15 protein-coding genes are annotated in these 14,423 nt (G+C 45.0%); 10 read left to right on the top strand and 5 right to left on the bottom strand.

Annotated features, from left to right (window positions below; translation table 11 throughout):
• Positions 1-103 precede the first annotated feature (103 nt).
• On the bottom strand, positions 104-301 hold the full coding sequence (locus GX348_04800; GenBank protein NLP41506.1) for a hypothetical protein: 198 nt from the start codon (positions 299-301) through the stop codon (positions 104-106).
• Between the two features lie 163 nt (positions 302-464).
• Here GX348_04800 and GX348_04795 point away from each other — a divergent pair, with 163 nt between their 5' ends.
• The 10 genes from GX348_04795 (at position 465) to phoU (ending at position 11,242) form a co-directional block, all read left to right on the top strand.
• A complete protein-coding gene (locus GX348_04795; protein ID NLP41505.1) occupies positions 465-848 on the top strand; it encodes a hypothetical protein in 384 nt (127 codons plus the stop codon).
• Between the two features lie 3 nt (positions 849-851).
• A complete protein-coding gene (locus GX348_04790; GenBank protein NLP41504.1) occupies positions 852-1,091 on the top strand; it encodes an anti-sigma-F factor Fin family protein in 240 nt (79 codons plus the stop codon).
• 106 nt (positions 1,092-1,197) lie between these two features.
• Positions 1,198-4,476 carry a transcription-repair coupling factor gene (mfd, locus tag GX348_04785; protein ID NLP41503.1) on the top strand — a complete coding sequence of 1,093 codons (3,279 nt, stop codon included), beginning with the start codon at positions 1,198-1,200 and terminating at the stop codon, positions 4,474-4,476.
• 146 nt (positions 4,477-4,622) lie between these two features.
• A complete protein-coding gene (spoVT, locus tag GX348_04780) occupies positions 4,623-5,192 on the top strand; it encodes a stage V sporulation protein T (GenBank protein ID NLP41502.1) in 570 nt (189 codons plus the stop codon).
• A 200-nt stretch (positions 5,193-5,392) separates the two neighbouring features.
• Positions 5,393-6,994 carry a polysaccharide biosynthesis protein gene (locus GX348_04775; protein NLP41501.1) on the top strand — a complete coding sequence of 534 codons (1,602 nt, stop codon included), beginning with the start codon at positions 5,393-5,395 and terminating at the stop codon, positions 6,992-6,994.
• An 89-nt stretch (positions 6,995-7,083) separates the two neighbouring features.
• Positions 7,084-8,553, top strand: a complete 1,470-nt coding sequence (mazG, locus tag GX348_04770; GenBank protein ID NLP41500.1) for a nucleoside triphosphate pyrophosphohydrolase — start codon at positions 7,084-7,086, stop codon at positions 8,551-8,553.
• Positions 8,554-8,649: 96 nt separating this feature from the next.
• Positions 8,650-8,922: an HU family DNA-binding protein gene (locus GX348_04765; protein NLP41499.1), complete on the top strand. Its 273-nt coding sequence runs from the start codon at positions 8,650-8,652 to the stop codon at positions 8,920-8,922.
• Between the two features lie 83 nt (positions 8,923-9,005).
• Complete coding sequence (locus GX348_04760; protein NLP41498.1) at positions 9,006-9,704, top strand: response regulator transcription factor; 699 nt, start codon at positions 9,006-9,008, stop codon at positions 9,702-9,704.
• 107 nt (positions 9,705-9,811) lie between these two features.
• Positions 9,812-10,567 carry a phosphate ABC transporter ATP-binding protein gene (locus GX348_04755; GenBank protein NLP41497.1) on the top strand — a complete coding sequence of 252 codons (756 nt, stop codon included), beginning with the start codon at positions 9,812-9,814 and terminating at the stop codon, positions 10,565-10,567.
• A gap of 15 nt (positions 10,568-10,582) precedes the next feature.
• Entirely contained in the window at positions 10,583-11,242 is a 660-nt protein-coding gene (gene phoU, locus GX348_04750) for a phosphate signaling complex protein PhoU (GenBank protein ID NLP41496.1), read from the top strand.
• A 101-nt stretch (positions 11,243-11,343) separates the two neighbouring features.
• Here phoU and GX348_04745 read toward each other — a convergent pair whose 3' ends face one another.
• The 4 genes from GX348_04745 to GX348_04730 form a co-directional block, all read right to left on the bottom strand.
• Entirely contained in the window at positions 11,344-11,481 is a 138-nt protein-coding gene (locus GX348_04745) for a hypothetical protein (protein ID NLP41495.1), read from the bottom strand.
• A 145-nt stretch (positions 11,482-11,626) separates the two neighbouring features.
• Positions 11,627-13,012, bottom strand: coding sequence for a PhoH family protein (locus GX348_04740; GenBank protein NLP41494.1), 1,386 nt, complete (start codon positions 13,010-13,012; stop codon positions 11,627-11,629).
• 16 nt (positions 13,013-13,028) lie between these two features.
• Positions 13,029-13,166 carry a hypothetical protein gene (locus tag GX348_04735; GenBank protein ID NLP41493.1) on the bottom strand — a complete coding sequence of 46 codons (138 nt, stop codon included), beginning with the start codon at positions 13,164-13,166 and terminating at the stop codon, positions 13,029-13,031.
• A gap of 84 nt (positions 13,167-13,250) precedes the next feature.
• Positions 13,251-14,423: cell wall metabolism sensor histidine kinase WalK (locus GX348_04730; protein NLP41492.1), on the bottom strand; the 1,173-nt coding region annotated here is incomplete at its 5' end.

Raw genomic sequence — 14,423 nt, 5'->3', positions numbered from 1 at the left:
GATTTAGGAAGCTTCGCCTACATATGAACTAACGCCATTAGACAGTAAGAGTCTGACCTTAATTGGGTCAGACTCTTTTTTAATGCAGCTTATGAGATGGCGGTTAACCTTCTTCTTTTTGTGCTTTCTTTAATGACGGTCTGGGAACCGGCGGTCCCCAGGTCCATACGCCGGGTTCTGGAGTGCACACAGACGGGGCGCATCCTACCTGATGTTCGTGCTCTAAATCAGTTAAGCTGCTATCAGTAATGTCAGGATTATCTATCACGGGGTTTTCCCAGTCCGGCCTGCGAAAACTCATATCTACCCCCTCCTTTGGGCTCTTTTTACATAATATGCAGGAAGCCTCAAACTGCTACTGAAAAAGGCAAAAACATTTTTTGATTTTTGATGAAACTCTGCCATGTATAACGGCTCTGCTCGGCGGTGATAATAATCTTGATTCTCAATTTTGAGAGGTGGCTATGGCTTACATAATCGCCTGTTTGATGGCGTCTCTCAGTTTTCTGCTAAACCGGGTATTGTTGAAATATATCGGCAATCTGACAATAATCACTGCAAGTCCGGTAGTTGAAGAAAGCGCTAAAACGCTGCTGTCATTTTATCTTGGCGCAGATATTATAGCGACTCATGCGGCTTTTGGCGTGCTTGAGGCTATATACGATTGGCGCAATGCTGAATTTAAAAGCAAAGCTGCCGCGTTCAGCATAATCGGGCATAGCCTGTTTGGGCTTTTGACAGTCGGAATTTTGCATCTTTCAACCAGTATTTGGTTAGGTCTTGCGGGCGGTATAGTGGCTCATCTGATGTGGAATTTCACCGTCATTCAAGCATCAACAAGGAGGTAGCATATGAGGATATATTATAGCTGTGAGTACTGCGATTCGCATATTGATATGATCGAAGTCGATAAGGTCGATGAGGTAAGATTCGGGTTCGATTGCTTGACTGAGGAAGAACGCCGGGATATAATTAAAACCGATGAATTAAATAACGCCATGTATGTTAAATCACTATGCGACTGCTGTATTGAAGCACTGGGTATTGCAAACGAAAGTTCATTTCTCAAAGGTGTTAACCGATTGCACTGATGCATAGTAATGTTAATAGAAAAACTTAACTAGGGCTTTAGCAACAGCTAAAGCCCATTTTGTCCGTCCAATTATATTTTTGTTCCAGTTGGGATGAGGTGCTCTAATGAAGAAACTTTTTGAGATAATCGCAGCTGACCAGAATGCAGCGCGGGTTATTGCTAATTACAGAAAGGAAAACCATCAGACTTGGGTCTATGGATTAACAGGTCCGCAAAAAACAACTATACTGGCGGCCACCTTTGCGCAACAGCCGCGTCCGTTAATAATTGTTACCGCCAATCGTCAAACTACTGAAAAATACCTTATTGACTTTGCAACCTTATTGCCGGGAGTCGCTGTCTTTGACTTTCCGTCAGCAGACATAACAACTTTTACTGCTGACGCCAAAAGTCTTGAACTGCAGGCTCGTCGCATGGAGGTTTTAGGGAAATTGGCAGCCGGTCAGCCTATAATTGTTTTGTCCAGTACAGATGCGGTAATTCAGAAAACGCTGCCCCGCCAAGAGTTTGAAAAAAGCCGGATTACCATAGTCCTTAATGATACTGTTAAACCGGAGGAACTTATTTCCCGATTGGTTTCCTTCGGCTATGAGCGTGTTGATCGTGTGGATAATCTAGGCCAGTTTAGTGTCCGGGGCGGAATTATTGATATATTCCCGATTAATCGTTCGCAGCCTGTCCGCTTGGAGCTGTTCGGTGATGAGATAGATTCATTACGAGAATTTGATGCCGTAACTCAGCGCTCAAGCGCCAACCTTGATAATGTTGATATTTTGCCGCTGACAGAACCGGAGCACTCTGGCAAGCCGGTAGTCTTTTTATCCTACCTGCCCGCTGACGGCATGGTTGTTTTTGATGAACCAACCAGAATTCGTGAGCAGATCACTACTTTAATCAAGGAGAACCCAGAGCTTAAAAAGAATACATTTTCTTGGAGCGATATCGCTGTATCGGCCCAGCAGTATGGTATTATGTACCTTTCGCTGATGCTGCAGAAGACCCCTTATACCAAGCCTGATGACATTATTGCAATTACGGCTAAAAGTTTAGCGCATTTTCACCGCCAGTTAGATATTCTTGAAAGCGAACTTAAAAACTGGCAAGATCATAGCTACCATGTTTTAATATTGATGTCGTCGACTGAAAAAGCTAAAAATTTGCAACAAAGTCTAAGTCAGCAGGGGCTGCGGGCGCTTTTCGCCGCCGAAGGCGATCTAATAAAGCCTGGCAGCGTTACAATTGCAACAGGCATTATTGAAGCCGGGTTTGAATTACCGCAGGCCAAGCTTGTTGTTATAACCGAAATGGACATTTTTGGCCGACAGAAGAAAAGACCCCGGGTCCGAGTGTCTAAAGAACAGAAAATCACTTACTTTCGCGATATTAAAATCGGTGACTATGTTGTCCACATTAATCACGGTATCGGTAAATATGTTGGCGTTGAGACGCTTGAAGTCGCAGGTGTCAATAAAGATTATCTTTTAATACGCTATAGCGGTGAAGATAAGCTATATGTTCCAACCGACCAAGTACATCTGTTGCAGAAGTATATAGGCTCGGAAGGGGAAACGCCCCGCCTGAGCAAGATGGGTGGAACAGATTGGCTGAAAGCAACAACGAAGGCTAAAGCAGCGGTGGCAGATTTGGCCAAAGAACTTATTAAGCTTTATGCCGAACGGCAGGTAACACCCGGTTATGCTTTCAATAAAGACACGCCCTGGCAGCGGGAATTTGAAGATGCTTTTCCCTTTGAAGAAACGCCTGACCAGCTTCATGCGCTTGCCGAGATCAAAAAGGATATGGAGCAGCCAAGGCCGATGGACCGGCTATTATGCGGCGATGTCGGGTTTGGTAAAACTGAGGTTGCTATAAGGGCGGCTTTTAAAGCGGTAATGAGCGGGAAGCAAGTCGCTGTGCTCGTACCGACAACGGTTTTGGCGCAGCAGCATTATCAAACTTTCAGTTCGCGGTTTGCCGGATTTGGGCCGGTTGTCGATATGGTCAGCCGGTTTCGGAGCGCAAAAGAACAGCGTGAAACAATTGCCCGTGTTAATGATGGGCGGGTTGACGTCCTAATCGGCACTCATCGCATTTTACAATCTGACATAATATTTAAGGATCTAGGACTGTTGATTGTTGATGAAGAGCAGCGGTTTGGCGTAGCCCAAAAGGAAAAACTTAAGAAATGGAGCGCTAAGATTGATGTCTTGACGTTAAGCGCGACGCCCATCCCCCGGACACTTCATATGTCGCTGGTTGGTGCCCGCGACATGAGTATCATTGAAACCCCGCCGGAAGAAAGGTTTCCGGTTCAAACTTATGTTGTTGAGTATAGCGATGATATTATCAAAGATGCTATTAAACGGGAACTCAAACGCGGCGGGCAGGTGTATTTTGTATATAATCGCGTCCAAACAATTGACAAAATCCAGCGTCAGCTTGCTGAAATGCTGCCCGATGCCAAGGTAATGACGGCACACGGGCAAATGCCTGAAGAAATGCTGGAAAATGTGATGGTTGATTTTTATGAAAATCACTATGATGTTATGGTTTGTACCAGCATTATCGAAAATGGCCTGGACGTGCCTAATGCTAATACCATTATTGTCTACGATGCTGACCGTTTCGGCTTATCTCAGCTTTATCAGATGCGCGGCCGGGTTGGCCGGTCACACCGTATGGCCTATGCTTATTTTACCTACCGTAAGGATAAGGTGCTAACCGAAATTGCTGAAAAGCGCCTTCAAGCTATTAAGGAATTTGCCGAATTAGGGGCCGGGTTTAAAATTGCCATGCGTGACCTTGAAATTCGCGGCGCTGGCAATCTTTTAGGGGCACAGCAGCATGGTCATATTGTCAGTGTTGGCTTTGAGATGTATTGCCGCCTGCTAGATGAGGCGGTGCATGAGCTAAAAACAGGTAAAAAAGTTGAGCCTCCGGTCGAGCCAAGTTTAGAATTAAATTTGGAGGCCTACCTTCCGGGCGACTATATAAGCGACGCCATGCATAAGATTGAAATATATCAGCGGATAGCAGCGATAAGGCGTAATGAGCATATCGACGAACTGCTGGATGAACTGATTGATAGATTTGGTGATCCGCCCCAACCAGTGCTGTGTTTGTTAAATGTCGCTAAAGTTAAAAATGTTGCACGTAAACTTGGAATCTTGTCGATAGCTGAACGACCGCGATATGTTGAACTGGTGTTTGACAGCAATCCCAAGGTTGATGGCGCTAAAATTATAGAGTTAAGGAATAATCATCCTCGCATGATAATAATTCACCAAGGTCCGCCTTCGAGTATTCGGATAAATACGGCCAAAATTGACCAAAAAGGCTTATTAAAGTTGATTATCGAGGTATTAGAACAACTTAGTTCTTAAATCTTTTTGATTCTTAGACAATCATTGCTTTGACAGCAAAACCCATTAGATGTTTTTTCCCCCTAAAAATGAATAAAAAGAGCTTGCGGGATATATACTATCACTGAAATCAAGTTGTCAAATACTGTAGAAAAGGGGGGATACTGGTGAAAGCGACTGGCATAGTAAGAAGAATTGATGATTTAGGAAGAGTAGTTATACCAAAGGAAATTAGAAGGACACTAAGGATTCGCGAAGGTGATCCGTTAGAAATATACGTTGACCGTGAGGGCGAAGTAATTTTGAAAAAATACTCTCCAGTTGGAGAGTTAGGCGATTTTGCAAAGGAATATGCTGATTCACTCTATGAAGCTATCGGTCAAATTATCCTAATTGCTGACCGTGACAATGTAGTCGCTGTTGCTGGTGCGGCAAAGAAAGAGTTTCTTAACAAGCCAATCGGCCCGATTATCGAGAAGGTTATGGACGATCGCAAAGCCATGCTTATCAATAACGCTAGTGAATATAAGCACGGCAAAGCAAGTCCGATTGAAGTTGATGATGATGAGGAAGCTATCAAGTTCTCAGCGGAAGTTATTGCACCGATTGTTGTTGAAGGTGACGCGATCGGAGCTGTAGTTATCTGTTCTAAGCAGCCAGGTGTACAAATGGGGGACACCGAAGTAAAGCTAGCCGAGACGGCAGCCGGTTTCCTTGCTAAGCAAATGTCGCAATAATTTATAGCCCATTCCCGGTTAAGTAGCGAACAGCGTTCGCTACTTTTTGTCGCTTGGGGAAAATAATAGTACAGCTTAGCTTACATTATGGCAACAATTCCTAAAAGTTGTTTTATCGACAGGTATATTTTGTTATAATATATAATGCATTTTAGTATGGCGTTGACGGACTGGGCAATTTTTGGAGAGGAATGAACCAAGTGAGCAAAGATACATTTCTAAAAGGCGCGCTGATTTTAACGGCTGCCGGAATAATTGTAAAAATAATTGGGTCTGTTAACCGGATTTTACTGTCACGCCTATTGGGCGGCGAAGGAATTGGCCTATATCAGATGGCCTATCCTATTTATCTGCTGGCCCTCAGCATATCGTCTGCCGGCATTCCGGTGGCAATATCGATAATTGTTGCTGAAAAGATTGCCCGTTCTGATTATCGCGGCGCTAATCGCGTTTTCCGTCTCTCCCTAGGCGTATTGGCTATTACTGGTATTACATTCACCTTTTTACTGTATTTTGCGGCTGGCTGGCTGACTGAAAATCAATTTGTCCGAGATGCCCGGGCATATTACGCTATTGCTGCCTTGGCTCCGGCTATATTCTTTGTTACCGTGCTGTCAAGTTACCGGGGCTATTTCCAAGGTCTTCAGATGATGACGCCAACAGCAATTTCTCAGATTGCCGAGCAATTTGTCCGGGTTGTAACTATGATTGCGCTCGCCTATCTCTTGCTGCCGTACGGACTGGAATATGCTGCCGCAGGCGCTAGCTTTGGGGCGGGACCAGGCGCTGCTGTCGGGTTGCTTGTTTTAATCTTTTATTACTATAAGCAGCGCAAATCGTTTAAGCAGCTGATGAATAATCAGCCCAATATTGTGCAGGAATCAAGTGTGAGCATAATTTACCGGATTGTTAAACTGGCGCTGCCGGTATCGCTTGCAAATATTATGCTGCCGGTTGTTTCTAGTATTGACTTACTAATCGTACCGGCCAGACTGGAGGTTGCCGGCTATACAGTTGAACAGGCTACTGAGCTGTTTGGCTACCTGACCGGTATGGCAATAGCCTTAATCAATCTCCCGACTATTTTGACGGCATCATTGGCTGCTAGCTTAGTTCCGGCTATATCCGAAGCCTTTACACTAAAGAATCCCCAGCGTATTTATCAGCGGACCAGTACGGCTATGCGCATTGCTAATTTAATTACCATCCCAAGCTTTGTGGGTTTGGGCCTTCTGGCCACACCTATTTCGCAAATGCTTTATGGGACACCTAATGCCGGAACTAGTATTGCCATACTGTCAGTCGGAATTGTGCTGTTAGGCATTCATCAAGTTACTACCGGTGTCTTGCAAGGTCTAGGTCATACAACAATCCCTTTGGTCAATATGGTAATTTCCGCTGTAGTTAAAATTATTATGAGCTGGACCTTAACTGCCATACCATCATTAGGCATTAAAGGAGCGGCATGGGCGACAAATGCCGACTTTGGTGTGGCCGCGCTGCTTAATATGTATTTTGTTTATCGTTATGTCGGATTCAGTATAGATGTTAAGGATACGGCGAAGGCAGCCGGAGCGGCAATTATAATGGGCGGCGTGGTCTTATTAACTTATGACTTCATTATGACACAAACTTTACATAATACATTAGCTACCATAATTGCCATAGCAGTCGGCGGGACGGTCTACGGAATTGCGCTGCTGTTATTGGGCGGCATTCAGGAACGGGATTTAGAGCGCATTCCTAAAGTTGGGCCTCAGCTTGTTAAGGTGCTGCGCGCTTTGCACTTAATCCGTAAATAATAAACATCAAATAGATTTCGAGAAAAGGGCTGTTCTTAACCAGGCTTGACGGGTGAGGTTGAGAGCAGCCTGACTTAGAGGAGTTCATTATGGGAATTATAACAATTGTTGGCTTAGGACCTGGTCCAACCGGACTTATTACGGCCGAGACCATGGAGGTTCTTAAGTCGGCCCAAACCTTAATACTGCGCACGATCAAACATCCGACAACAAGTCATCTTATAGCGCAGGGGATTAAATTTACCAGCTATGATTACCTATACGAGGAAAAAGACACCTTTGACGAGGTTTATCAAGCTATTGTCCAAGATTGTCTAGCGCGAGCCGCGCTGGGACAAGATATTATTTATGCGGTGCCTGGCAGCCCGCTGGTGGCCGAGAAAACAGTCGAACTTATTCGAAAACAGGCTGGTACTCAGGAAGTTGGGGTTAAAATTTTGCCTGGCATGAGTTTTCTTGAGGTTTTGTATGTGCGATTAGGAATTGATCCTATCAACGGCATTACTGTTATTGATGCTGCTGACATTAATGAATTGCCGCCAGGTTTAACGACCGGATTGGTAGTAACCCAATTATTTAGTCGTCAAGTGGCTTCAGATGCTAAATTATCGCTAATGGAATATTATCCGGATGATTATGTGGTAACACTCGTCCGCAACTTGGGCCTGCCGGATGAGACGGTAGATGTCTTGCCGCTCTATGAATTGGATCGTGTCCGCCAGATCGACCACCTGACAAGCCTTTATTTGCCTCCTTATAAGGAAAAAGGCAAGCAGTTTACCTTAGACCCATTAATTGACGTGATGGCCCGCCTGCGTGCGCCTGACGGCTGCTTGTGGGATATTGAACAGAATCATCACAGCCTGAGGCGATATGCTGTCGAAGAAGTTTATGAGGTGCTCGAGGCAATTGAGCTAGAAAATGCAGACAAGCTCTGTGAAGAATTAGGCGACCTTTTGCTGCAAATAGTTTTCCATGCCCGGGTAGCGGAAGAGAGCGGCAACTTTTCAATGCAGGATGTGGTCAATACCGTTACCGAAAAGATGATTCGTCGTCACCCTCATGTTTTCGGCGACATAAGTGTACGTGATGCTGCTGAGGTTATTGTTAATTGGGAGGATATCAAAAAACGGGAAAAGGGATATGACCGCAAATCAGTACTGGATGGCGTACCAAAAGGGCTGCCCAGCTTAATGGCGGCGTATAAAATTCAGGCTAAAGCAGCAAAAGTCGGCTTTGACTGGGATAATATCGACCCTGTTTGGGGCAAAATACAAGAAGAAATCCTGGAATTAAAAGAAGCAATTCAGATAGGTGACAGCGGCGCAGTCGAAAGTGAACTCGGCGATGTCCTATTTGCTGTAGTTAACTTAGCCAGGTTCCTAAAGGCAGAACCCGAAGTGGCATTAACGGCTACCAACAACAAGTTTCGCAGACGGTTTACTTATATTGAGCAGCAGATTGAGACTAAAGGCCTAAAGTGGCAGCAACTTACGCTGTCAGAATTGGATAAATTATGGAATGATGCCAAAAACATGGAACAATTTACAAAAAAATAAGTAATTTGTGGTAAAATTTTTAAGAACATAGAGGAATAAAAAGCTAAATAGCGAATAATGCTATTCGTAACGATTTTTGATGAGGGGGCTAAATTTGTGAATAAAACCGAATTAGTAGCTAGCGTTGCTGAAAAATCCGGAATGACAAAGAAAGATGCCGAAAAGGCGATTAACGCTTTGTTCGCTAGCGTTGAAGAAGCTCTGGCCAAAGAAGATAAAGTTCAAATCATTGGTTTTGGTACTTTTGAGGTTAAAGCACGCGAAGAAAGAAAAGGACGCAATCCGCAAACAGGTGCTGAGATTACTATTCCAGCATCAAAAACCCCAGTATTTAAAGCAGGCAAAGGCCTAAAAGACGCCGTCAACTAATATAACAAGCTAAAACCAGGTTAACTGACCTGGTTTTTCTATAACTAAATTTACGTACCTATCACCAAACACTAGGAGATATTATGGCAGGCAAAATTCTCATTATTGAAGACGAACTTCCCATCCGCGAACTGTTAAAATTCAATCTGCAAAAGGAGTACTACACTGTTATTGAGACCGATAATGGTGTTGACGGCATTAATCTTGCTAAGGCCGAACGGCCTAATTTAATTTTGCTCGATCTAATGCTGCCCGCCATGGATGGCCTTGATGTCTGCCGGACAATCAAGAATTATCAAGCTACAGCGGGTATTCCAGTAATCATGCTGACCGCAAAGGCCGAAGAGATTGATAAGGTTATTGGTTTGGAGTTGGGTGCTGACGATTATATAACGAAGCCTTTTAGTACCCGCGAACTTGTCGCCCGGGTAAAAGCCGTACTGCGCCGCAGTCAAAAGGAACCGCTGCCAGCCGGGGAATTGGTAGTCGGCAGTTTAAAGTTTAATTTTAGCCGCTATGAGGTCTATTTAAATAAAGAGAAACTAGAGCTTACCCCTAAAGAGTATGAACTCTTAAAGCTGTTTGCCACTAATGTTGGTAAGGTATTTAGTCGTGAGCAACTTTTGGACAAGGTGTGGGGGTACGAATATTATGGCGACACCAGGACAGTCGATGTCCATGTCCGCCATCTCCGGGCCAAATTGGCAAAAGACCCTGCCATTGCCGACGCCATTGAGACCGTTCGCGGCGTTGGTTACCGCCTGAGCGACGAGCTGCTGTAAATAAATTTAACATTAACTTAACAATTGCTTAACACTGAAGGTTTTCCTCCTGTGGTATAGTTGTCAAGTAGCATCGACAATTAGGCTCCATAAGGAGGTATTTTTATATGGAATACAAAATTCAGGCCAACAAGCTCACATTATATTACGGTGAGAATCAAGCCTTAAAAGATATTTCGCTAAGTGTTAATAAAAATAGTGTTTTGGCTCTAATCGGTCCTTCAGGATGCGGAAAATCAACCTTCATTAAGACAATCAATCGGATGAATGACCTTGTTGACAATGTAAAAATCGAGGGTGAAATCTTGCTTGAAGGTGAAAATATCTACCACCCTGATACTGACGTTGTTGCGTTGCGCAAGCGGGTAGGCATGGTATTTCAGCGACCTAATCCTTTTCCGATGTCGATATACGATAATATCGCCTATGGACCGCGAATCCATGGGCTCAAGAACAAGTCCGCGCTTGACGCGATCGTTGAGAAGAGTCTTAGCGGCGCGGCACTATGGGATGAGGTTAAAGACCGCCTTCACAGCTCAGCAATGGGCCTGTCAGGCGGTCAGCAGCAGCGTTTATGTATTGCCCGTCTTTTAGCTGTTGAACCTGAAGTCCTCCTAATGGATGAACCGTGTTCAGCACTTGATCCTATTTCGACAATGAAAATTGAAGAATTGGTTACTGAACTAAAGACTAAGTATACGATTGTCATGGTCACGCATAACATGCAGCAAGCTGCCCGGGTATCGGATTATACAGCCTTTTTCTTAAACGGCGAGCTTGTCGAGCATGACAATACTGATGCAATTTTCACCAGACCGCAGGACAAGCGAACTGAAGATTATATTACAGGCCGCTTCGGCTAACCAGGAGGGGAGAATATGACAAGTATAAGACGAAGTTATAGCAATGAGCTTGAAACGCTGCGCGAAGACCTTTCCCATATGGGCACAATTGTTACGGAAGCAATCGCTAAGGCCATAGAGGCACTAGCTAGGCAGGATGCAGCAATGGCTAAAGCTGTAATGGCTGGCGATGATATCATTGACAATTTGGAGATCGAAATCGAGGACAAGTGCATGGTGCTCATTGCCCGGCAGCAGCCGTTAGCCCGCGATTTACGAATTATCGGAACCGGCCTTAAAATTACAACTGACCTTGAGCGGGTTGGGGACCACGCTTTTGATATTGCCAAGATTGCCTGCCACATTGCTGACAAGCCTCTTATAAAACCGCTGATTGACATTCCGCGAATGGCAGAGATGTCGCAAAAGATGCTTAAAGATGCCCTCGAAGCCTATGTTAATTTAGATATTGCGCTAGCTGAGCAGGTTTGTGAGGCTGATGATGAAGTAGACCGACTGAATCAGCAGATATTCCGGGAACTGCTAACCTATATGATGGAAGATCCCCGTGCCATCACTCAGGCCACGCAGCTTATTCTAGTGGCTATGTCGTTGGAACGGGTAGCCGATCATGCGACGAATATTGCTGAGTGGGTGATTTATCTTGTGACAGGCCAACGCTTGCGAAAAAAATAACAGGCTATTTACAAGCTTCGCCTAACTAGGCTGCTTTTGAATTGCCTTCTCCAAAAATAAAGAGGTTGCCCCCAAGCTTAAAAGCTTTTGGGACAACCTCTTTATTTTTGGGAATTGTTTTCGTTGGTTTGGGATTCAACGAACTCTACATAGCCTTTAGCTGATCCCAATCCTGTTCGATCAGGGTTTGTTTTGACAGTTTCAGGAGATCTTACTGACGATTGCAGGTTTTCGTCCACTGTATTCACCTCGTAGCTAGTGTTGCCACTTTGGAAAAAGATTATTATCGTCAGTATTCTTAGCCTTACGCTGCTTTAGTGGTAATGGTGTCATCAGCCGCAATAGGAGTTGCATCAACCAGATATACCAAAACAGACGTTTGGATTACAATCTCATGGCGGCCTCGGCAGCAAGCGGTGAGCGTTCGCACTCATCAGGTTCCATTGTGACTTGGAAACAGAGCTTGGAGCCGCGCATTTTATCACTGGCGTAAACAAGGCCGTTGGTACGGCTGTCGAGATAGGGATGATCAATCTGGGCCGGGTCGCCGAGCAGAATGATTTTTGTGCCGTGGCCGGGGCGGGTGATTACGCCCTTCGCTTGGCGCGGCGTGGAATTCTGCATTTCGTCGAATATCATCCAGTACTTTTGCACTGAGCGTCCACGCTGATAGGCCAGTGCTTCAGTCTGAATAATCCGCTTGTCAAACAGCATTTGGACAGTGTCTTCGACTTGGGCAATCTCTTTTTCTTCGACAGCGGCGTTACCTGACATTAGCGTAAAGAGATTATCATGGATGCCGCGCATAAAGGGGCTGATTTTTTCGGCCTCAGACCCTGGCAAAAAGCCAATGTCTTCATCCATCGGGATATTAGGGCGACAAATCAGGAGATGATGGTATTCGCGGGGGCGGCACTCCATGTATTTATAGAGGCCGACCGCTAAGGAATAAAAGGTTTTGGCGGTTCCCGACATTCCTTTGATGATGACGAGCGGTGCTTCTTCGGCGCTCATCATTAAGCATTCTTGAAGAAAAATCTGGCCGACATTGCGCGGTATGACGCCGAAAGGGTTCCGGCTGCGGTATTTCAATTGGACTACCTTTTTGCCGTCGAACCGGCCGACAGCAGTATGGCGATCTTTATCGGTAGAACGGATCAGCAGGAATTGATTGGTCACAAGCGAAGGACTGACAAGTCTTGAGGTTTCTTCGTCATAAAGCTTTAAATCACAGATGTCGATATAGTTAAGATCATCTTTGTAAAAATGATTGATAACATCGGTCGAGGTATAAACAACTGCCCGGCCGGTGTACTGATCGTCGATGTCAGCCACCTTGTCATTACGGAAGTCTTCAGCATGGACGCCGAGAATGGTGGCCTTGACCCGCATATTGGTATCGCGGCTGACCAGGATGACTTGCCGATTGATCTCGGCTAAACCTTTGCATACTTGGAGGATACGGTTATCAGCTTTGTCGCGCTCCCAGTGTGAAGGCATTTTGGTATCGGTATGATTTGATTCAAGCTTGAGCATGCCGCCTTTATCGTTAATGATCACCCCTTCCAGCAAATTGCCTGTAAAGCGCAAGTTGTCGATTATTCGACTTATTTCGCGGCTGTTTGCGCCCCGGTCGGATGCTTCTTTTTTGAAACGGTCTAATTCTTCAATCACTACTTCAGGAATAACAACGGTGTGTTCATTAAAGGTATATAGCGCACTAGGTGAATGAAGCAGAACATTAGTGTCAAGCACATAATATTTTGACAAGTTAGAAACCCCCTCTTTAATAACGAGTGTTAGTCAATAGTCGTGAGGAAAATGTAAAGCCGCCTAACAGCACAGCAGTGCTAGGCAGCTTTAACGGTAAAGCAGGGGTAAGATTGTCAGCAGCATTAAGGCGGTTATTGATAAACTGTCTCAATGCTAGTCACTCCTTTTGGCGGAATTAACCTAGGTCTTCTATTACATTATATGCACAGACAGCTAATCCCGAGTTATAAATTTGTTAATCTTTTGTTAACTCTTTAGCGGCCAGTGGCAGGGTGATGATAAAGGTTGTTCCGACATCAACCTTGCTTTGGACGTCGATTTGGCCTCCAAGCATATCGACAATAAATTTTACGATTGACAAGCCTAAACCGGTACCGCCGGCCGTGCGGCTGCGGGCACGGTCGACGCGATAAAAACGCTCGAAGATGAGAGGTAAGTCCTTGGCCGGGATACCCATTCCAGAATCCTGAACTATAATGACGGCCTTCTGATCTTGTCGCCGGCAGTTTAACAGGACGCTTCCGCCATCCGGTGTGTATTTAATGCCATTATCTACTATGTTCACAAGAACTTGCTTTAACCAATCGTGGTGTGCCGCCGCAAAAATATTGTCATCTGTCGGTTCCATCTGGAGGTTTATCTTTTTTCGTTGGGCCTGGGGGGTTAGCTCCTGAATAACTTTTGCCATCAGCGGAGCTAGTTCAACCGATTCAAGTGCAATCTGGCGGCGATACTCGTCCGAATCGAGCTTGGCCAGTTGGAGCAAATCTTTAACCAGCCGATGCATGCGTTCAGCTTCGTTTAGAATGATACTGACAAATTTTGGGCTGATTTCAGGGTCTTTAATTGCTCCGTCCAGCAAAGTTTCGGCAAAACCTTTAATAGAGGTGAGCGGGGTAGATAATTCATGGGAGGCGTTGGCAATGAACTCGGCCTGACGGTCATTAAGCTCCTGCAGGGCGGTTATATCATGAAATACGGCTAATAAATGAATGACATCATTGCTCGCAGCCGTCACTGGAGCCAGGAAAACTTGGAACACTCGTTTTTGACCGTCAAGGCTGGTTTTTAGGTCGATAACCTGATGTTTATTTTTGGCAATTGCCTCGTGGACAGCATGATCAAAAAAGCTACTGCCGATAACATGGATATTGTGTCTACCCAACATGGCTGGTGTAAGATTGAAAACTTCGCCGGCCATTTTATTGGCGGTAGTTACCCTCCCATAGCGGTCTAGCAAAAAAACAGCATTATCCATATTGTGGAGGATAAGTTCTAATTTCTTTGATTCGGCGACGATTTGGGCAATTTTATCTTCAAGACTCGAACTTAGGTTATTAAGAGTATGAGCCAATAATTGAAACTCGTCATTGGTGTTAATATGGACTCGTTCGTCGAGCTTGCCGTC

The organism is Veillonellaceae bacterium (assembly GCA_012523975.1).
Taxonomy (GTDB): domain Bacteria; phylum Bacillota; class Negativicutes; order JAAYSF01; family JAAYSF01; genus JAAYSF01.
Note: the sequence above shows the minus strand (reverse complement) of the source record. Positions and strands in the feature narration are given on the sequence as shown.

Bases quoted from the DNA above. Each gene is read 5' to 3' on its own strand.
- GX348_04800 (NLP41506.1), bottom strand. From the start codon at position 301: ATGAGTTTTCGCAGGCCGGACTGGGAAAACCCCGTGATAGATAATCCT.
- GX348_04795 (NLP41505.1), top strand. From the start codon at position 465: ATGGCTTACATAATCGCCTGTTTGATGGCGTCTCTCAGTTTTCTGCTA.
- GX348_04790 (NLP41504.1), top strand. From the start codon at position 852: ATGAGGATATATTATAGCTGTGAGTACTGCGATTCGCATATTGATATG.
- mfd (NLP41503.1), top strand. From the start codon at position 1,198: ATGAAGAAACTTTTTGAGATAATCGCAGCTGACCAGAATGCAGCGCGG.
- mazG (NLP41500.1), top strand. From the start codon at position 7,084: ATGGGAATTATAACAATTGTTGGCTTAGGACCTGGTCCAACCGGACTT.
- GX348_04760 (NLP41498.1), top strand. From the start codon at position 9,006: ATGGCAGGCAAAATTCTCATTATTGAAGACGAACTTCCCATCCGCGAA.
- GX348_04755 (NLP41497.1), top strand. From the start codon at position 9,812: ATGGAATACAAAATTCAGGCCAACAAGCTCACATTATATTACGGTGAG.
- phoU (NLP41496.1), top strand. From the start codon at position 10,583: ATGACAAGTATAAGACGAAGTTATAGCAATGAGCTTGAAACGCTGCGC.